Here is a 21489-nt window from a genome sequence, read left to right as displayed (position 1 = left end):
GATTTCCATATATTTCTATACGCTTTTTTATTTTAGAACTTCTTGTTAAACCTATAACCAACCACGATATCAAATACACCACCACTAAAACCTCTTACAGCTACTGGCTCTGAATTGTACATCGTAGCTATGTTTAACTGATTCTTATAGGTATAGCCTAAGCCTCCCGAAAAACTCTTATTGCTATGGTACATCGTGTAAAACTTCAAATCTTCTAAGCCCCACTCTGCGGCTATATCATACTGGTTATCGTATCCTTTTACTCCTCTATAGGCTAACAGCGGACGTACACTAAAATCATTCTTTAGTGCTATCATATAACTTATAGCACTATGATTTTGGCTATTCCTCAATATCCCAAAATACATCAGGTTTAACCTGATCTATAAGTTTTACAGGGTTAGGTATATCTTCCTGAATAAATACGTAGGGCTTCCCATCTTTAAAATGTACAGCTTCTATGATACGGGCAGCCTCAAATTTCTTGCCGCCCATTATATACTCAGCTCCATAATTTGTTGATTCGAAATAGATATTAGCTACTATAATCATAGCCATTTCTTCCTCTTGTGGTATAGGTATACTTAAACTTGCACCTTTTAAAGTTTCACCAGATTTAATTTTAATCGCACCAACAAGGATAGAGTTATAACTATCATCATTAAAGTTAACGAAAGAACATACCAAACCTATTTTTACCTGCGTTGCAGATGCTGGTGCTTGAATATGCTCTTGCCATACGATGGTATCTAATTTTAAATAAACTTCTGTTGCCGATAAACTGACTTGCGGCAACTTACTACAAAGCTTATGAAATGGAATATTGGCATTAAACTCAAAAGCTTTTAAGCGAGAAACATCGCCATCAAAAATTTTTCTTTTACCTTTTATGGCCAAAGGACCACTTCTGATAACGGCCCTTAATACTTCTGCTAAACGGTTGTGTAAGGTTCCCTTAAAACTTTTTAATAACAAAGGCTTGAATGCTTCTTTAAGTAATACACAAGCTTTGCTACCATAGCCAAATTCTAAACTGCTCTTGATACTTTCCTCACTTGCTTGGTAAGAAGCAGGTTTGGAGCGCTGTACATACTTTTTACCTCGGGTATAACCCACGGTATTTCCTAATTTTCCAGAAAATCGAAATAATCCTTTTTGTTCTGCCAATTTTTCAATAGATTTGATTAACCTAAAGTAAAAAAAATCCATAAAATCTAAAAATTTATTAACATTAAGTCCACGTATAGCCCACCTATACTCCACCTTTTATCCACGTTTTATCCATAACACCTTCTAGACTTCTCCTGAGCTTCTCCCAGACACCTTCTGAAAAATGGGGGTATTTCCCGAACAAGTACCGAACATGGTACGAAGAAGGTGTGGAAGGCGGAAAGTGGAAGACTTTAAACCATCATCTAAAGGTTGATACCTTGCATGGTGGATTTTTAAAAGTAGAAAGTAAAAAGTACAGCGTATAAAGATTCATCACGTTTGTAAGTATGCCGCTAGTGTCTCCCTTTGGAGGGAGAATCAAAGAGGGAGGAGCTTAGCTTGTATTTAAGTCGTGTTTAAAAGGTTTTTTGTCTTTATGAGCGTGACAAACAGGAAATCTTAATAAAGGAGTAAAAGAAATATCAAACGTTTCCTAGAAGATTCCATCTTTCAACTTTAAGAGGAGGAATTTAAAAAACTTGATATTCCAAAATGGAATATCAAGTTAGGGCGGAACAAGAACTGCGCCTTGTGCTTTTATTGAACAAGGTATTGCTACGCTTTCAGGAATGTTAAGTAGTAATACAAGAATATAGCCCTATACTTGTTTAATTTCATAGCCACGGGTTTAAACCCGTGGCTATAATGGTTATCATGATGACCATCACCAACGATACAATCGTGAAACCAGATGAAGCACTCGTTGCAAACGAGCGCAAGAAAAAACTTGTTGTCCTAGTTTCCTCCTCCTGCACCTCCTCCAAGAGGAGGATACCTTGCAAATGGGTTAGGTGTCGATCGTGGAACCAGATGAAGCACTCGTTGCAAACGAGCGCAAGAAAAAAACTTTAAATCTCCTATTACCTTAACACCTCTCTGGAAATAACTACTTTTTGTATTTCAGAAGTGCCTTCGTAAATCTGCGTTATTTTGGCATCACGCATTAAGCGTTCTACATGATACTCTTTAACAAAACCGTAACCGCCGTGTATTTGCACTGCTTCTATAGTGGTTTGCATAGCTACCTCAGAAGCATATAATTTGGCCATTGCGCTGGCTTGTGCGTAAGATTGGCCGCTATCTTTTAACCAAGCTGCTTTCAAAACCATTAAACGGGCCGCTTCTATTTGGGTAGCCATATCGGCCAATTTAAAGGCTATTGCCTGATGGTTGGCGATGGGTTTACCAAAGGTTTTACGCTCTTTGGCGTATTGTGTAGCTAACTCAAAAGCACCAGAAGCAATACCTAAAGCCTGAGCTGCAATACCAATTCTGCCGCCGTCTAAGGTTTGCATGGCAAATTTAAAACCTAAACCATCTTCACCTATCCGATTGGCTTTAGGTACTTTAACATCACTAAACATTAAAGAATGGGTATCAGAACCTCTAATACCCAATTTATTTTCTTTTGGACCAATGGTGAAGCCTTCCATTCCTTTTTCTACAATTAAGGCATTAATACCATGACTGCCTTTGCTAGCATCTGTTTGTGCCATCACTAAATAGGTAGAGGCAGAACTTCCGTTGGTGATCCAATTTTTGGTTCCGTTTAGCAGATAATGATCGCCCATATCTATAGCTGTGGTATGTTGCGAGGTAGCATCAGAACCAGCTTCAGGTTCTGATAAGCAAAATGCACCTATGACTTCTCCTCTGGCTAAGGGCTTCAGGTATTTCTCTTTCTGTTCTTGAGTACCAAACTTTTCTAAGCCGTAGCAAACTAAAGAGTTGTTAACCGACATCACCACAGAGGCAGAGGCATCTATTTTAGATAATTCTTCCATCACCAAAACATAAGAAATAGTATCCATACCTGCTCCGTCGTATTCAGGACTTACCATCATCCCCATAAAACCTAATTCGGCCATTTTTTTTATCTGTTCTGTCGGAAATTTTTGATGCTCATCTCTTTCTATAACGCCAGGCTTTAACTCGTTTTGAGCAAAATCTCTTGCCGCCTGCTGAATCATGATATGTTCTTCTGATAATTGAAAATGCATAATTAAAACATTCTAATGTTAACAAAATAAGAGTATTGGCTTGTAGCCATAGGTTTAATCATTACAAGATAATAATTATTATGCAAGCATAGTAAAATAAATCAAAAAAATTACAATTTGATAGGGTTATGGCTTAGAGAAAAGGAATTTGAGTAAAATGAAGACTTTATATCGTTTTCGAGTTTTAAGTATTAAAAATGATAAGAGTGTATCCTCCTAAATTATAACTAGGTATCATCCATAAAAGAAAAAGCCCGAATATCAATGATTCAGGCTCTTTATACTTTCTACTATATACTTTAAAAGCTATTTAATCAGTCGGTTATTTTCATCAGGAAAAACCAATACAGGTTGATATTTCTTAGCTTCTTCCATTTCCATATGGGCATAAGAAACAATGATGATGATATCACCAACTTGGGCTAATCTGGCACATGATCCATTTAAGCAAATGGTACCGCTACCTCTTTCGCCTTTAATGATATAGGTTTCAAAACGAGCTCCGTTATTATTGTTTACCACCTGCACTTTTTCATTAGGTATCATATTGGCAGCATCAATTAAATCTTCATCAATAGTAATACTTCCAACATAATTAAGTTCGGATTGCGTTACTTTAGCTCTATGAATTTTAGATTTTAAGACTTCAATAATCATAACACAAAGTTAGTATAGAATTTTAGAAAAAATGTTAGGCTAACATCATATTATCTATGAGCCGGGTTGTACCTACAAAGCAAGCAATTAAGGCGATAGCTGGTCCTTTTTCTTGTAAATCATACAAATTATCAGGATTACAAATCCTCAAATATTCTAGATTCAATAAATTAGAGCCTGTAAAAAATTTGTTAGCTTGTTGTTTTAACTCGTCTATAGACAATAAATTGTAATTATCCTTGATAAAAAGTAGCGCTTTGCTTAAGCTTAAAGCAGCAAGTCTTTCTTCGGGGTTTAAGTGGATGTTTCTAGAGCTCATCGCCAAACCATCTGCTTCTCTTATAATGTCGCAACTTTTTAATTGGATGGGTAAATGAAGATCGTTAACCATTTTCTTGATGACCAAAAACTGTTGATAATCTTTTTGTCCAAAGAACGCAACATCTGGGATAGCCGTTTTGAAAAGCTTATAAACAATTTGGGTTACACCTTTGTAATGACCAGGTCTAAATTCGCCTTCCAGTAAAAGGTCTAGCTCGCCTACTTCGTACTCCCAAGGCTCATCTACTTCGGGGTACATTTCATCAACCTCGGGGTGAAAAAGGATATGACAACCGGCTTGCTCTAGCTTAGCAATATCCTCTGCTATAGGCTTAGGATATTTCAATAAATCTGTCTTATTATTAAACTGCGTTGGATTTACGAATATAGACGCTACGGTAACATCGGTATACTTTAAAGATTGCTGAACAAGAGAGAGATGTCCCTGATGCAAAGCGCCCATGGTTGGCACTAATCCTATGCGCTTACCTTCCTGTTTATATTGAAGTAGTAAAGAAGTTAAATCTTCTTTGCGAGTTATTCTTTTCAAAGAAATAAAAATTTGGGGCTAAAATTGTGAAATAGTTTATAATAAACAAAAGCATTTACGTAAATCGTTGATAATTTACCAGATAATGATTATATTTGCAGTTCTAAAAATCACTTCTTAACAAAAACTTAACAAAGATTAGGAGATGGGAAAAACCAAGCTTTTGTTTATCACTCATGAAATGTCACCATTTCTGGAGATTACAAAAATTTCTGAAATCACAAGACAACTACCACAAGCCATGCAAGATAAAGGATTCGAGATAAGAATTCTTATGCCGCGTTTTGGCAACATCAATGAAAGAAGAAACAGACTACACGAGGTAATCCGTTTATCAGGGATGAATATTGTTATTGGAGAAAACGACAATCCTCTTATTATAAAAGTTGCATCTATACCTTCTGCAAGAATGCAGGTTTACTTTCTAGATAATGAAGATTATTTCCAACGTAAACATGTATTTAATGATGGAAAAGGAAAGTTTTATGCCGATAACGATGAACGCACTATATTCTTTTGCAAAGGCGCTTTAGAAACGGTTAAAAAATTAGGCTGGTCTCCAGATATCGTTCATTGCCATGGCTGGATGACTTCTTTAGTACCTGCTTATTTAAAAACGATTTATAAAGACGACCCTACTTTTAAAGATTCAAAAATAGTTTACTCTTTATACCCACATAGTTTCAATGAAACTTTAGGTGCTGATTTTGCTAAAAAAGCAGTTATGAAAGGTATGCAAGAAGCAGATACCGTAAATTATGCTGATGCTTCTAGCGTTGCTTTAGATAAAGCTGCAATAGATTATGCTGATGCAGTGGTATTTGGCGCAGAAACCATACATGATGAGGTGTTAAATTTTGTTAAAAATTCTGACAAACCTACTTTAGATTATAATTCTACATTAGATTTAGAGAATTATTACAATTTTTATCAGGAAGTAGCGTCTGATATACTGATATCAGTAGCATAATATTATTTTAAAAGATCATATGAGATTTAAAAATTTAGGCTTATTAACCCTGTTGATAAGTCTTTTTATTTTGGGCGGATGCCAAGACCCCTCTATCATTGGTTTAGATGTTAATCCAGATCTACTTTTGAATGCTAAAGTTGTAGATACCAGCACCATCCATACCAAACTTTTAAGAGAAGATGAGATTATTACCAATCAAAACTCGAGAAACGTTTTAGGTTATTTAGACGATCCTCAGTTTGGTAAAACTACGGCTAATTTGGCCTTAGCTTTAACTTTGCCTTCTGCCACTGTAACATTTGGAACTAATCCTATTATAGATTCTGCGGTTTTAGTACTTCCTTATGGTGGTGCCAGCTATGGCGATAGTACCAATTATACGGCACAAGTAAGACAGCTAGATGAGCTTTTATATTTTGAAGACGGCAGAACCTTTACCAGCAGTAAATTGTGGCTTAAAAAGCCAGATGTTGTAGGTTCAAAAGTTTTTAAACCTTCTTACAGAGACAGTATCATCATAAGAGATATAAGGGTAGGAAGAGCAGACACTATTAAAAGAGTTATTCCACAACTTAGAATTCCTTTAAATAATACTTTTATTAACACCCAAATTATTAATGCCGGAGCAACCAACTTAGCATCTAATAAGGCTTTCGCCGATTATTTTAAAGGCTTACATGTTTCTTTAGACCAATCAAGCATAGCTGCTGATAAAGGTGCTCTAATGTTATTTAACACTACCGGAAGCGGAGAGAGTGGCGCTAGGGTAGATATATTTTACCGTACAAGCAATGCCACAGGAGGTACAGATACAACTTCACAATCATTCCCTATCAATGGGAATTTTGGAAGTGCTGCAACAGAATTAGCTTGGAATTTTTCTGGTACGCCAGTGGCTACTGCATTAAGTAGCACAGCTGTTAGCAACCCTGTTTTGTATTTAAAAGCTTTAGCAGGTACTAAAGTGAGATTGAAATTTCCTTATATCACCAGATTAAAAAGCTTAGGTCGTAATATCGTTATCAATAAAGCGGAACTTATTTTCACGCTAGAAAATGGTAGCGATGCGCCTTTAAAACCTATTCCACTTATAAGAATTCATAAATGGGATATTGCAGACCAGCCACAGTTTTTGCCAGACGAAAATTCCTCTTTAAACACTTTAGGCCTTGGCTTTATTGATGGATTTTACAACACAACAAAGAAGACCTACAGTCTTAACGTAACTACCCATATACAAGATTTAGTAAATGGCGGTATAGATTATGGTACTTTTATTAGTGCTTACGATATAGTAGGTCAATCAAATAGATTAGATATTATCCAAAGAGCTATAGTTGGTGGTGGTAATAATACAACAGGTATAAAAACTAAATTAAAGGTTTATTATACAGACCAACGCTAATAGATAAAAACAACATGCGTTTAAAGAAAAAATATTTTGTAGTTTAGCCCCCCTAAATACAAAATATTTTTTCTATGTGTGGAATAGTTGGCTACATAGGCAACAGAGAAGCCTATCCAATCGTTATCAAAGGTTTACATCGCTTAGAGTATCGCGGATACGATAGCGCAGGAGTTGCCTTAATCAATCCAAAAAAAGAACTTAACATCTATAAAAAAGCAGGTAAGGTTAAAGATCTAGAAGATTTTGCTGCTTCTAGTGATTTATCAGGAAGTGTAGGAATGGGTCACACCCGCTGGGCTACCCACGGCGAGCCAAACGATAGAAACTCGCATCCACACCAATCTGGTAATGAAAAACTAGCTATTATACATAATGGTATTATAGAAAATTATGGCCCTATTAAAGAAGAATTAATTTCTCGTGGTCATACTTTTAAAAGTGATACCGATACTGAGGTTTTAATCCATTTAATTGAAGATATCCAGAAAAACGGAAACTTGGATTTGCAAGAAGCCGTTAGGGTAGCTTTACACGAGGTCATTGGCGCTTTTGCTATCGTGATTATGGATAAGGAGCAACCAGACCAATTAATTGCAGCCCGTAAAGGTAGCCCTATGGTTATTGGTGTTGGAGATAAAGAATATTTTATTGCTTCTGATGCTACACCGATTGTTGAGTACACCAAAAATGTTATCTACCTAAACGATAATGAAATTGCTTATTTAAAAAGAGATGAGCTTTTGATAAAAAGTATTGATAATATTGTTCAAACCCCTTACATACATGAGCTAGAACTTAAACTAGAGATGCTTGAAAAAGGTGGGTATGACCACTTCATGCTGAAAGAAATTTATGAGCAACCACGCTCTATTAAAGATAGCATGAGAGGTAGAATTTATCCTAACGAGGGTAAATTACAGCTAAGTGGTTTAAAACAATACGAAGAGAAATTTAAAAATGCAGACCGTATCATCATTGTAGCTTGCGGAACTTCTTGGCATGCGGGTTTGGTTGGAGAATATCTGATTGAAGAATTTGCTAGAGTTCCTGTTGAAGTTGAATACGCATCTGAATTTAGATATAGAAACCCCATCATCTCTGAAAAAGATATTGTGATTGCAATTTCACAATCTGGAGAGACAGCAGATACTATGGCAGCTATTGAGCTTGCTAAAGAAAGGGGAGCAACTATTTTTGGTATTTGTAATGTGGTAGGTTCTTCTATCCCTAGATTAACACATGCTGGGGTTTATACCCACGCCGGACCAGAAATTGGGGTGGCTTCTACCAAAGCATTTACAGCACAGGTAACTGTACTTACTTTAATTGCTTTTTATGTAGCGCAAATTAAGGGTACTGTAACTACGGGTAAATTGGTAGAATTACTTACAGAATTGGAAAGTATTCCTACGCTTGTAGAAAAAGCACTTAAAGCAAATGATTTAATTGTTAAAATCGCTGAAGAGCTTAAAGATTCTAGAAACTGCCTTTTCTTAGGAAGAGGAAGTGGTTTCCCAGTAGCTTTAGAAGGTGCATTAAAATTGAAAGAGATTTCTTATATCCATGCAGAGGGTTATCCTGCAGCAGAGATGAAACATGGCCCTATTGCTTTAATTGATGCAGAAATGCCAGTTATTGTTATTGCTACTAAAAATTCTTCTTACGAGAAGGTTATCTCTAATATCCAAGAAGTAAAAGCTAGAAAAGGTATTGTGATTGCTATTGTTACTGAAGGAGACACAGACGTTAAAAATATGGCTGATTATACCATTGAAATACCACATGCAGATGAGGCTTTCTTACCTTTAATTGCTACCATTCCATTACAACTATTATCTTACCATATAGCGGTAATGAGAGGTTGTAATGTAGACCAACCTAGAAATTTAGCAAAATCAGTTACGGTAGAGTAAGCAGATTTTGAGTCATAAAAAAGGTCCTAATCTAGCAGTTAGGACCTTTTTTACATATAAATATTCACCTTTTATTTCTTTCTCTTCTCTAACTTCACCCTTAAGCCTAACTCAAAGCTTCCGTTTGAGTAGTTCTCTAATACTGCTGTTGGGTCGTTGTAGAAAAACATAAACTCCCATTGCTTCTTATGCTCATAGCTTACGCCCAAACTGAAACTCTTATTCGTATGGTACATCCCCAATACCCCTAAATCCTCATTTCCCGTCTTTACCTCTGCGCCTATATCCAATATATTCTTGTAGTTATTTACACCTCTGTACACTGCCTTTGGATATAACTTCCAGTCTTGTACCTCAAACTCATAAGATATAGAGGTGTAAAACGTGTTATAGTTGACATCATCGCTTCTATCATTTTGTAGCTTATCTCTCAGGTTATTCCATGCCCCTTCCACCGTTAACTTATCTGCAGTATAAGCCATTCCAAAGTCGCCCTGAAAATCCATACCTATATCATTAAACTGCGCCGCTAATGGGTCTGCCGTATTGCCAACAATACCTCCATTATCTAAGCGGTCATTACTCAAGCCTACAGATAAGCCAAAGTGTAACTCATCACCTCTGCTGCTTACTGGCATATGGTAGGAAAAGGTTCCTTTGTATGTATTGCTCGTTAATAAGCCTGCTTGGTCTTTATAAAAGTTTACACCAACGCCTACTTTGTTGGCTCTATAATCTACCGTCATTGATGTATTCTTTGGAGAGCCCGGCATCTTTTGCCACTGATTTCTGTAGCCTATATTTACGTTTAAGCCTCCCTCTATTCCGGCCATGGCTGGGTTTGCCAAATAACGGTTCTGGAAATACTGTGACCCTAATGGGTTGATCTGTCCTTGTAAACTTAATGCGCTTAGTAAGGTCATCATCAACATTACTAACTGTATATTTATTCTTCTCATTCGATTGCTTCTTTTTATCATTATCTAATTACAGTAATGAACCCTCTTTTTGGATTGATTCCTTTTCCAAAATTGATGATGTAGTAATACGTCCCGCTTACTAACTCCTGACCGTTGAACTGTCCGTTCCAATCATTCGTGTATCCTTTCTTGCTGTATACTACTCTTCCTGCTTTGTCTATTATCGTTACCTCATTATCTGGATAGCTCTGGATATTCGCTATCACCCACGTATCATTAAAGCCATCGTTATTTGGGGTTACTAAATTACCTGGGGTTAGGCTATAGTCTTCTAGTACGGTTACCGTTACATAAACTACCGTACTTAAGCCCAAGCTATTGGTTACCGTTACTGCATAAGTAGTGGTGACTGATGGGCTCGCTACCGGATTAGCAATATTAGTAGCGCTTAAGCCTGTTGATGGTGACCAGCTATAACTTACCAGACCTGAACCTGTTACATTCAGTTGTGAACTATAGCCTTTACTTATCGTTACATTCTTTCCTGATCCAACTATATCATTGCTGCCTGTTAAGGTACCTGTTGCTGTTGCATCTGGTGATTTCAACACGCTAATCACAAATACTTTTTCGAAACTTAAACCACCCGCATCTGTGCTTCTGATTCTTACAGTATAGCTGTTTTTGGTATTGTAGTTAAATACTGTATTGGTTCTGATGGTATTACCTACTATGCTGAAGTTTGCATTATCATCTGATCCTGAACCTGACACTAATGTGTAAGTATGCGTATCTCCTGGATCTATATCCGTACTGCTTAAACTTCCAATATTTACGCCTGCTGCATTGTTCTCGTAAATAGCCGATGGGCTTAATCCAATATTCGTTGGCGCACTGTTGAAAATTAATGTCACCTGTGCCGTCGTTGAACCTCCTGGATTACTCCCCGTTACCGTATATGTTTGACTGCCCGATAATGTAGCTGTTAAAACTCCTGTTATCTCGCCTGTTGTTGGGTTAATGCTTAAACCCGAAGGTAAACTTGGAGATATCGTGTATAAGGTTATTGCTGTACCACTTGAAGTAGGTACCATTGCAACCATAGCCGCATTACATATCACCGTTTGTGGTGTATTGTTGTAACGTAAGTTTAATGGTGGAGCTACTAATGGGCTAGTTCCATTTAATATTTCTTGACCATTATTTACACCATCATTATCGCAATCTAATGCTCTCCATGCTGTGCTTACATTGGCTATTACTTGGCTTGTTAACTTATAATCACATCCATTTGTACCGCTAGTACCATCTGTTTTCTCAACACCATCGCTTACGCCATCGCCATCGCTATCTGGATTTCTTGGGTCTGCGCCGTCTGTTAATTCTTGTCCGTTGGTTACACCATCATTATCGCAATCTAATGCTCTCCATGCTGTGCTTACATTGGCTATTACTTGGCTTGTTGGCTTATAATCACATCCATTTGTACCGCTGGTACCATCTGTTTTCTCAACACCATCGCTTACGCCATCGCCATCGCTATCTGGATTTCTTGGGTCTGTGCCGTCTGTTAATTCTTGTCCGTTGGTTACACCATCATTATCGCAATCTAATGCTCTCCATGCTGTGCTTACATTGGCTATTACTTGGCTTGTTAACTTATAATCACATCCATTTGTACCGCTAGTACCATCTGTTTTCTCAACACCATCGCTTACCCCATCGCCATCGCTATCTGGATTTCTTGGGTCTGTGCCGTCTGTTAATTCTTGTCCGTTGGTTACACCATCATTATCGCAATCTAATGCTCTCCATGCTGTGCTCACATTGGCTATTACTTGGCTTGTTGACTTATAATCACATCCATTTGTACCGCTGGTACCATCTGTTTTCTCAACACCATCGCTTACGCCATCGCCATCGCTATCTGGATTTCTTGGATCTGTGCCGTCTGTTAATTCTTGTCCGTCCGGAATACCGTCACCATCAGTATCTACTATAGTGATAGCGAAAGTGAACGGGGCTGAGGTAGCGCTAAGAAAATTGTTATCAGAATTTAAAACAGCAACAACTTGATAAGTACCTACATTTGTAGGCGCTGTACTAGTTGGACCATAAACTGTACTTCCAGTACCGCTATACGTATAAGTTACAGCACCGGTTGAACCTGTTACTGTAGAAGTATTTGGACCTTGCGGAGACCCTGTAAAATTAAAAGTTTGTGAACCTGTTACCACAATACTTGATGCCGCTTTAGCTGTAAAGCCTACAGTAGTAGTGCTATTAGCTCCAGTAGCTGTTGTACCATTAATAGTGAAACCCAATGTTGCTGTTGTAACTGAAGTTCCGCTGGTTAATGTAACTGTGTAAGTTCCATTATTGTTGTTAACAACTGTACCAAGAGACCCTGCTGAGGTAGTCACCACAACTGTACCCCAGAAGTTGTTAGGTTATTACCTGAAATATCTTTTAACTGAACTGTAATAGTTGAGGTACTTATACCATTAGCTGTTATAGCTATAGGATTTGCCGCAATGGTAGACTTTGTTGCATCTGCATCATTATCTGTAATAGTTGCAGTAGAAATTTTAGAATCATCATTAGCTGTTTGTGATGGATTTGTAAATGTGCCAATTGCTTCTCCAAAACTAACAGAAAACTGCCTTGCCGTAGCTACGGCCCCGGTTATACCTTTTCTAAAATTTAATTCTGTTAATGGGCTTTGATAATTTGCAATAAACGATGCTGTATTTTCAAACACAATACCACTTAAGCTATTGCTTAAACCTGTAAATCTTGTGTTGTTTGGGTTAGCGGGAGAAACACCTACAGTAAGACCTGTTGGATTATTAACCGTATAGCTACTAAAGTTACTAAGCTCTATGTATTCTCTTACTGATAAACTAGCGCCATCTACATCTACACCGGTTACAAAAAAATTGGTTAAGGCGACTGGCGTAGTTGTTCCCGATCTAAAAAATTGAATTCTATAATCGATAAAACTACCCGCACTGTTTGTAGAATTTAATTCTGATTGAAATCTGGTATTATTGGTAGCGTCTTCATCAAACACAAAATCGTCAGCAGCCGTTCCAATGTTTGATCTTCCTACAATTGTGACTCTTACGTCAATTGCTTGTGAGTTTATGGTAATGGCATTGGTTTTTCCGTAAACTGCATTTACAGCTTCTGCCGCACCTGATATCAGCGTAAGCCCTGATAAATTAATAGTATTATAATTAACATCATACAAATCTGTAGTAGCTAAATTTACAGCAATAGGTTTTACTACTAACCTAAAAGTTTCTGCAACTTCAGCAATATTGTCATCATTAATTGGCGTTCTTACTTTTAAGGCAAATGAACTAGGTAACTGTATAAAATCTTTGTAAACAGTCCATGTTGCACCATTATCTCTAGAAACCTCCAAACTAGATAGACCTAAAGTAGTTTGTGATGCTATTGCGCCATAATCCACACCTAAGCCCCTAGCCGTACCATCATTCAAAAACAAAGACACAAAAGAATTTGCGGGCCCTTGCACTGTGAAAATACCGTAACCATTACTTTCTGTTACAGAAATGTCTGAAACAGTTATTTCTGTTGATGGAGCGGTAATAACAAGCTCATTAGAGGTTACATCACTTAATATATATCCATCAGTATTTGTGATGGTAGCTGTAACAGAATATGTGCCTAATGGAAGTGCACTAGGAATAGCAAGAGACCAATTTCCATTATTTACAACAAGTCCATTTGAGGCGCTATATAACACATTATTAACAACTACCGTTAAACTTTGTCCTGCCGCTAAAGTTGCAACACCTGTAATAGTAGGCGTAGTACTTGAGGTTGTTTGAGACAATACTGTAACAGGGCCACTTGGTTTTAAGCTGTTTGTGGTTGCTAAATAGGCATTTAAATCACTTAAGACGGATGACATTGCAGCATTTCCATCTAGATTACTTCCATTAATGAAGCTGAAAGTTTTGTTATTAAATTGAAGGGCAAAATTAGAATTTTGTGTTATAACATAATTAGCTCCACCAAAAGCATTTAGATTAATAGAAAACGTACTAGCAGGACTTGGTACAAAGCCAATAAAGTTAGGATTATTAGCCTCTCTCCAAACAATAGCACCTTGAATGTCTAGAATTTGATTGGTATTAGTAATCAATCGTAGCGTACCAGGAATATCATTTCCTTGCAAAAAAAACTGACTAGTACTTGAGTTTTGAATAAAATAAGCCTTACTTAATAGGAGTGTCTGAAAGTTTTGCAAATTATTTAATTTTTGCGGATTTGTTCCTTGAACACCTATTGCTCCATTATTAAACGGCACACTAACCTCTGTGGTTGTTTGCGCCATTAGCCTTAATGACAATAAAAAAGCACTTATAAAAAGTGTGTATTTAAGATTTGAAAAGAATCTCATCTGTTAGATTTTTTAATTAAATTAATGCCTTTCAACAAAGCTTGAACGTTAAATAGAATATTGTTCTATTAAAAATTAATTTTTTTAATTTTTGAATTGTTAAAAACAAGGCAAATATCCCTTCAGGAGGGATTGCTTATATACCTTAAATAAGGGATATAGACCTATTATAATTCTGGTTACCACGCTACTAGTTCTATAGTTTTTATCTATATTTAGGCATGACAATAGTTCAATTAGAATATATCGTTGCCGTTGATACTTATAGAAGCTTCGTTATGGCGGCAGAGAAATGTTTTGTAACGCAACCTACTTTAAGTATGCAGGTTCAAAAACTTGAAGAAACACTAGGTGTAAAGCTTTTTGATAGAACCCGCCAGCCTGTTGTTCCAACGGAAATTGGGGTAGAGGTTATTAACCAAGCTAGAAGGGTATTACAAGAGAGCTATAAAATAAATGAAGTTATTAACGAACGTAAAGGGGAAATAAGCGGCGAACTCAGAATTGGGGTTATACCAACTGTAGCGCCTTATTTGCTCCCTAAAGTTATTGGTAGTTTCAGAGAAAAATATCCTAAAGTAAAATTATCTATATCAGAACTTACCACAGAAACCATTATCCAAAAGCTTAAAAATAACTTGTTAGACTGTGGCATATTGGCTACACCTTTAGATGAAAGCAGCTTAACCGAGCGCCCTATCTATTATGAAAACTTTGTGAGCTATGTTTCTAAAACCAGCCCGGTTTATAAAAAGAAATCTTTACAAGCCGGAGATTTAGATATGGATGATTTATGGCTTTTAAACGAAGGCCATTGCATGCGCAACCAAGTACTCAATATCTGTAAACATAAAAAAGCCAGTCTGCAAAATTTAGAATACAATACCGGTAGTATAGAAACTTTAATCAGGATGGTAGATTTAAATGATGGTATTACCATTCTGCCTGAGCTTTCTTTGCAACACTTCTCTGTTAAACAATTAGATAAAATAAGATATTTTAAAAGTCCAGAACCTAGCAGAGAAATCAGCATCGTAACACACGCCAACTACATCAAAAAAAGAACTATTGATGCCTTAGAAGAAGAAATACTAGAAAGCGTACCTAAAAGAATGAAATCTAAAAAGAAGAAAGAGATCATCAATATCTAATAATTTTCTTTTCAGCAGAACTAAATGGCTCAATTTTAGGTTATCACCTTTGTATGAGTAAAAAACCGCTTTTAGAGTTTAACCAATTTGGTATTTACTGCCAGCAAGGAGATTTTTATATCGATCCTTGGAAACCGGTTAACTATGCAGTTATTACTCATGCCCATAGCGACCATGCCCGCTGGGGTAATAAACACTATTTGGCTCATCATTTATCAAAAGAAATTTTAAAATACCGCTTAGGCGATATCTCTTTAGAAACTATTGCTTATAACCAAAGCATCATTAGAAATGGGGTAAAAATATCACTTCATCCTGCTGGTCATATCATTGGCTCGGCACAGGTAAGGGTAGAATATGAAGGCGAAGTTTGGGTAGTTTCTGGAGATTATAAACTTGAAGATGATGGCATTTCTACCCCTTTTGAACCTGTAAAATGCCATTCTTTCATATCAGAGTGTACGTTTGGGATGCCTGTTTACACCTGGAAACCTCAACAAGAGATTTTTATGGGTATAAATGATTGGTGGCATGAAAATCATCAACAAGGAAAAACATCCGTTTTGGTAGGCTACTCTTTAGGCAAAGCACAACGTATTCTCCAAAATCTAAACCTCGATATTGGTAAAGTTTACACCCACGGCGTTATCCAAAACACGCATGATGCTTTAATAAAAAATGGTATCTCCTTAAAAGAAACCTATAAAATTACCGCCAGCACTACTAAAGAAGAAATCAAAGGTAATTTGGTTTTATGTCCGCCTTCTGCCGTTGGCACTCCTTGGATGAAAAAATTAAATCCTTACTCCTTTGGCTATTGCTCTGGCTGGATGGCTATAAGAGGTGCAAAAAGAAGAAGGGCGGCAGATAGAGGTTTTGTATTATCAGACCATGCAGATTGGCATGGCCTCATTCAAGCTATAGAAGCTACATCCTGCGAAAGCGTTTACCTTACCCATGGTTATACAGCAAGTTTTAGCAGGTATTTAAGAGAAATTGGTTACGATGCGCATGAAGCCAACACTTTATACGGCGATGAAAGCTTAGAAGAAGAAAAAGGAGGTGAAGCATGAAAAATTTCGCTAACCTCTTCCTAGCTCTAGATGAAACTAACAAAACCAACGAGCGGATAAAAATCTTAAAAGAATACCTTTTACAGGTTTCTGATGAAGATAAAATAAATATGTTGGCTTTATTTACTGGCAGAAAACCAAAACGCCAAATTAATAGTACCCAGTTAAAAGACTGGGCTTTAGAACAAAGTAAAACCCCAGATTGGTTGTTTAGAGAAAGTTATGATGTGGTGGGCGATTTAGCAGAAACCATTTCGCTGTTATTGCCGCTGCCCAGCAATCAGCAAGATAAAACGTTAAGCCAATGGATTACAGAAATAAAAGATCTAAAAGATAAAACCGAGGAAGAAAAGAAAAGTTGGCTATTAGCCGCTTGGGATACCATGGACCAACAAGAGAAATTTGTGTTCATTAAAATTCTTACGGGTGGCTTTAGAGTTGGCGTATCGCAAAATTTGGTGGTCAAGGCTTTGGCCGATATTGCCCAACTAGATACCGCAACCATCACCCACCGTATTATGGGTAACTGGAACCCTGATGAATTTACTTTTCAGCAACTGATAGCTGCCGAGGATGCCTCCACAGATAACTCACGGCCTTATCCATTTTTTCTGGCTTATCCTATACAAGAAACTTCAGACCTACAAAAAACAGCTTTAGAAATAGAAAGCAGTTTAGGCCCCATCTCCCAATGGCAAGTAGAATGGAAATGGGACGGTATCAGGGCACAAATTATTCACAGAAAAGGTGAAATATTTATTTGGAGTAGAGGTGAAGATTTAGCTACCGATAAATTTCCAGAACTGCATCGTTTTATCCAAAACCTACCCGATGGAACAGTACTAGATGGCGAGATTTTAGCTTTTAAAAACAACCAACCTTTACCTTTTAATATTTTGCAAACGCGTATTGGGCGTAAAACCCTATCTAAAAAGTTGTTACAAGAAAACCCCGTTGCTTTTATTGCTTATGATATTTTAGAGCTTGAGGGTATAGCTATCAGAAATAAAAGCCAAAGCGATAGAAGATTGCTTTTAGAAAAGCTGCAAGAGGATAGCCTTCATCCAGAAATTTTCAGAATTTCTGAGTTGGTGCATGCACAAAGTTGGGATGAACTAGCCGTTGTAAGAGAACAATCTAGGGCTAAACTAGCCGAAGGTTTAATGCTGAAAAGAAAAGCTGCCAGCTACCAAGTGGGCAGAAAACGTGGCGATTGGTGGAAATGGAAAATAGACCCTTTAGCTATTGATGCTGTTTTAATTTATGCCCAAAAAGGACATGGCCGTCGGGCCGATTTATATACCGATTATACTTTTGCCGTTTGGGATGGCGATAAACTGGTTCCTTTTGCCAAAGCATACTCCGGTTTAACCGATAAAGAAATTAACCAAATAGATTATTTTATCAAAAGAAATACCTTAGAAAAATTTGGCCCTGTTAGAACCGTTAAACCAGAACTTGTTTTTGAAATAGGTTTTGAGGGTATTAATAAATCTAGCCGACATAAATCTGGCGTAGCCTTACGTTTCCCAAGAATTTTGCGCTGGCGTACAGATAAGAAAAAAGAGGAAGCAGATAGCTTGGAAAGCTTGATGCTTTTGTTGCCGAAAGAGGGTTAGGCATTTGGCTTTCGCCGATAAACTTATGTAAGATTTTTATACCTTTAAAACATGCATCCACAAAAAAAACTAAGCGAAGATTTTTCTAAAGCAATAGCACAACTTAATGAAAAACAGCTGCAAGCTGTAGAGCAGTTAGAAGGCCCAGTTCTGGTAATTGCAGGCCCAGGAACAGGAAAAACACAAATTTTAGCTGCCCGTATAGGAAAAATTTTATTAGATACTGATGCACAGGCTAATGAAATTTTATGCTTAACCTATACCGATGCTGGTGCGGTAAACATGCGTCAGCGTTTGTTTAAATTTATTGGCCCTGATGCTTACCGGGTAAACATATTTACTTTCCATGCTTTTTGTAATGAGATTATACAAGAAAACCTCGATTACTTTGGTAAGCTTAATTTAGAACCTTTATCAGATTTAGAATCGGCTTTACTTTTCAGGGAAATTATTGATGAATTACCTGCTAACCACATCCTGAAAAGGTTTACTGGCGATATTTACTATGATGCCCCAAGGTTAAAAGACCTCTTTTCTACCATGAAACGAGAAAACTGGTCGGTGGACATTGTTATTGCAGCCATAGAAAATTATCTAGAAGATATTAAAACTCGCGATGAGTTTATCTATAAAAAAGCCAACGCAAAAGCAGGTATAAAAGTTGGCGATTTAAAGCAAAAGAAATACGATGATGCCGTAGAGAAAATGGATAAACTAAAAGCCGCTGTGATGCTTTACCCGGTTTATCTTCAAAAAATGGATAAAAAAAGCCGTTATGATTATGACGACATGATTTTATGGGTGATAAAGGCTTTTCAAGAAAATCCAGATTTACTTTTGCTTTACCAAGAGCGTTACCAGTATATTTTGGTTGATGAATATCAGGATACAAGCGGCTCGCAAAACCAATTATTAAAACAACTCATCAGCTATTGGGAAGTACCTAACGTTTTTGTTGTGGGCGATGATGATCAATCTATCTTTAGGTTTCAAGGTGCCAACCTCAAAAATATCTTAGATTTTGCTGGCGATTATGTAAGCAGCCTAAAAACGGTAGTCTTGTTGAATAATTATAGATCTACCCAACATATTCTAGACATGTCTAGAAGCTTAATCGAGAATAATTTTATCCGTTTAACACGGGAGCTTAACTTAAATAAAGAGCTAAAATCATCACATCCAGATATTGTTGGTTTACAAGTTCGTCCACAGATTTTAAGTTTTGAAAACCCTGAGCAGGAAAGCGTTTGGATAGCGCATCAGATAGAATCACTCATCAAAAATGGCACAAAAGCTTCAGCAATAGCGGTTATCTATCGCAACCATAGCCAAGCAGAAGCTATGGTAACCTATTTAGATAAAAAGAAAATCGGTATCAATACCAAAAGAAAAATTGATATTCTTACGCTACCTTTTACAGAGAAAATCATTACCATTCTTAGGTATTTATCTATGGAGCTAGACTCGTCTTATAGTGGTGATGAAAAGCTTTTTGAAATCTTACATTATGATTTTTTTAATATCCAACCTATTGATATTGCCAAAGCTAGTATAGCTGTTTATAAAGCCAATTTTAACGAAAAGGTTGATAAAACATCGCTACGCAGATACATTACAGAGCTTAGAGAGCCTAAGCAGCCCGGTTTGTTTGATGCCGTAGACCGCCCAGAAATGAAACGCTTAATTGAGGATATAGAATATCTGCTTAAAGCAGCTGCTAGCCTTACTTTACAGCAACTTTTTCAGGCCATCATCACCAAAATGGGTATTTTAACCTATATCATGAAACAGCCAGATAAAGGCTGGTACATGCAAATTCTAACTAATTTCTTCAATTTCTTAAAAGATGAGAACCGTAAAAACCCTGAGTTAAAAGTTGCCGAGTTTATAGAGCTGATTGATTTAATGAAGAAAAACAACATCAGTATAGCCTTTAACCAACACATATTCTCTGCAGAAGGTGTTAATTTCATGACCGCCCACGGCTCTAAAGGTTTAGAATTTGAGTATGTTTTCTTATTAGGATGCAGCAAAAAAATATGGGATAGCAAAGGCCGTAACTTTGGTTTCTCTTACCCTGATACTTTATTTAAGGAAGGTGCATCATCTAGCGATGCTGAACAAGAAAATACCGAAGAATCTAGAAGGTTGTTTTACGTAGCACTAACCCGAGCTAAACATTCTTTATTTGTAACCTATCCAAAGCTTAACAGCAGTGGTAAAGAGCAGGAAGCTTCGCAATTTATAAGTGAAATCATTAGTACAGGGCATTATCAAGAGCATAAACAAGCTGTTACCGAGGAAGAAATGATAGATTTTTATGCTACCCAATTTAGCGAAGCAGAAAAACCTCAGGTAACTTTAATTGATAAAAATTATATTGATTTATTGCTACAAAATTACACTCTATCGGTAACGCATTTAAACAACTACTTGGCTTGCCCACTAAAATTCTATTTCCAGAATTTGATAAGAGTGCCATCAGGCAAAAGCCCGGCAGCAACTTTTGGGCAGGCGGTACACCATGCGCTAAACAGGGCATTTATTAAAATGCATGAAAACAATGAAACCTTCTTAGCTACCGATGATTTTATGAATGATTTTTCTTGGTGGATGAACCGTAACAAAGACTCTTTCACCAGAGAAGATTTTAAGCTGAGGATGGAATATGGCTACAAAATATTACCAGATTACTACGAGCAAAATATCAGTAAATGGAATAAAGTTGTGGTAACCGAGCGTAAAATCAGAAATGTGGAGATTGAAGGTGTGCCTATTACCGGTAATCTGGATAAGATTGAATTTAATGGTAAAATGGTAAATGTGGTTGATTATAAAACTGGGAAATTCAAAAACGCAAAACCTAAATTTAATAAGCCATCAGAAGAAGAACCACATGGCGGCGATTACTGGCGACAAGCCGTATTTTATCGTATTTTAATTGATAACGATAGAACAAAAGATTGGCAAGTGCTAAGTACCGAGTTTGATTTTATTGAACCTATTAGCGATGGCGAATATCATAAAGAAAAGGTAATGATTGTTGCAGAAGATGTAGAAACCGTTAAAAACCAAATTACCAGCGTTTATTCAAAAATCTTAAGCTACGAGTTTAATACGGGCTGTGGTAAAAAAGATTGCGAGTGGTGCCATTTTGTAAGAAGCAACTTTAAACAAACAGACGGCATATTAGAACAAATACAAGCAGAGGATGCTGATATTTAATTTTACAATAACAAAACAGCCATAAGCTAATA

The 21489-nt window shown here is 36.9% G+C and carries 14 protein-coding genes and 1 pseudogene; 7 read left to right on the top strand and 8 right to left on the bottom strand.

Annotation, left to right across the window (positions count from 1 at the left end):
* Positions 1-32: 32 nt before the first annotated feature.
* The 5 genes from FYC62_RS14325 to panC form a co-directional block, all read right to left on the bottom strand.
* A complete protein-coding gene (locus tag FYC62_RS14325) occupies positions 33-317 on the bottom strand; it encodes a type IX secretion system membrane protein PorP/SprF (RefSeq protein WP_240534746.1) in 285 nt (94 codons plus the stop codon).
* Positions 318-342: 25 nt separating this feature from the next.
* Positions 343-1209: a hypothetical protein gene (locus FYC62_RS14320; protein WP_149075429.1), complete on the bottom strand. Its 867-nt coding sequence runs from the start codon at positions 1207-1209 to the stop codon at positions 343-345.
* An 863-nt stretch (positions 1210-2072) separates the two neighbouring features.
* Complete coding sequence (locus tag FYC62_RS14315; protein ID WP_149075428.1) at positions 2073-3212, bottom strand: acyl-CoA dehydrogenase; 1140 nt, start codon at positions 3210-3212, stop codon at positions 2073-2075.
* Between the two features lie 306 nt (positions 3213-3518).
* Positions 3519-3869 carry an aspartate 1-decarboxylase gene (gene panD / locus FYC62_RS14310; protein WP_039451998.1) on the bottom strand — a complete coding sequence of 117 codons (351 nt, stop codon included), beginning with the start codon at positions 3867-3869 and terminating at the stop codon, positions 3519-3521.
* A gap of 34 nt (positions 3870-3903) precedes the next feature.
* The gene (panC, locus tag FYC62_RS14305; RefSeq protein ID WP_149075427.1) at positions 3904-4740 is read right to left on the bottom strand and encodes a pantoate--beta-alanine ligase; all 837 of its coding nucleotides are present in this window, start codon (positions 4738-4740) and stop codon (positions 3904-3906) included.
* A gap of 145 nt (positions 4741-4885) precedes the next feature.
* Between panC and FYC62_RS14300 the strand changes: the two genes are divergently transcribed.
* The 3 genes from FYC62_RS14300 to glmS all read left to right on the top strand — a co-directional run bounded on the left by FYC62_RS14300 (position 4886) and on the right by glmS (position 9034).
* Positions 4886-5710: a glycogen/starch synthase gene (locus FYC62_RS14300; RefSeq protein ID WP_039452003.1), complete on the top strand. Its 825-nt coding sequence runs from the start codon at positions 4886-4888 to the stop codon at positions 5708-5710.
* 19 nt (positions 5711-5729) lie between these two features.
* Positions 5730-7118 carry a DUF4270 domain-containing protein gene (locus tag FYC62_RS14295; RefSeq protein ID WP_149075426.1) on the top strand — a complete coding sequence of 463 codons (1389 nt, stop codon included), beginning with the start codon at positions 5730-5732 and terminating at the stop codon, positions 7116-7118.
* Between the two features lie 74 nt (positions 7119-7192).
* Positions 7193-9034 (top strand): glutamine--fructose-6-phosphate transaminase (isomerizing), encoded by a 1842-nt coding sequence (gene glmS, locus FYC62_RS14290; protein ID WP_149075425.1) that lies wholly within the window; start codon positions 7193-7195, stop codon positions 9032-9034.
* Positions 9035-9105: 71 nt separating this feature from the next.
* On the opposite strand, the gene FYC62_RS14285 is transcribed toward glmS, so the two are convergent.
* From FYC62_RS14285 to FYC62_RS14275, 3 genes and pseudogenes are all read right to left on the bottom strand, one after another.
* Entirely contained in the window at positions 9106-9993 is an 888-nt protein-coding gene (locus tag FYC62_RS14285; RefSeq protein WP_168199456.1) for a PorP/SprF family type IX secretion system membrane protein, read from the bottom strand.
* A 20-nt stretch (positions 9994-10013) separates the two neighbouring features.
* Positions 10014-11780: a T9SS type B sorting domain-containing protein gene (locus FYC62_RS14280; RefSeq protein ID WP_394348906.1), complete on the bottom strand. Its 1767-nt coding sequence runs from the start codon at positions 11778-11780 to the stop codon at positions 10014-10016.
* A 51-nt stretch (positions 11781-11831) separates the two neighbouring features.
* Positions 11832-13897, bottom strand: a pseudogene (locus tag FYC62_RS14275) (invasin domain 3-containing protein); the annotation flags it as partial.
* Between the two features lie 713 nt (positions 13898-14610).
* On the opposite strand from FYC62_RS14275, the gene FYC62_RS14270 reads away from it, so the two are divergent.
* Genes FYC62_RS14270 through FYC62_RS14255 form a run of 4 tightly spaced genes read left to right on the top strand, consistent with a single transcriptional unit; the run spans position 14611 to position 21457 of the window.
* Complete coding sequence (locus FYC62_RS14270; RefSeq protein ID WP_026902736.1) at positions 14611-15540, top strand: hydrogen peroxide-inducible genes activator; 930 nt, start codon at positions 14611-14613, stop codon at positions 15538-15540.
* A 53-nt stretch (positions 15541-15593) separates the two neighbouring features.
* Complete coding sequence (locus FYC62_RS14265; RefSeq protein WP_149075421.1) at positions 15594-16613, top strand: ligase-associated DNA damage response exonuclease; 1020 nt, start codon at positions 15594-15596, stop codon at positions 16611-16613.
* Complete coding sequence (locus FYC62_RS14260; RefSeq protein WP_149075420.1) at positions 16610-18232, top strand: ATP-dependent DNA ligase; 1623 nt, start codon at positions 16610-16612, stop codon at positions 18230-18232. The genes FYC62_RS14265 and FYC62_RS14260 overlap by 4 nt, the downstream gene beginning before the upstream one ends.
* 51 nt (positions 18233-18283) lie before the next feature.
* On the top strand, positions 18284-21457 hold the full coding sequence (locus tag FYC62_RS14255) for an ATP-dependent helicase (protein ID WP_149075419.1): 3174 nt from the start codon (positions 18284-18286) through the stop codon (positions 21455-21457).
* Positions 21458-21489: the final 32 nt, after the last annotated feature.

Origin of the sequence: Pedobacter aquae, assembly GCF_008195825.1 — a bacterium.
Taxonomy (GTDB): Bacteria; Bacteroidota; Bacteroidia; order Sphingobacteriales; family Sphingobacteriaceae; genus Pseudopedobacter; species Pseudopedobacter aquae.
Note: the sequence above shows the minus strand (reverse complement) of the source record. Positions and strands in the feature narration are given on the sequence as shown.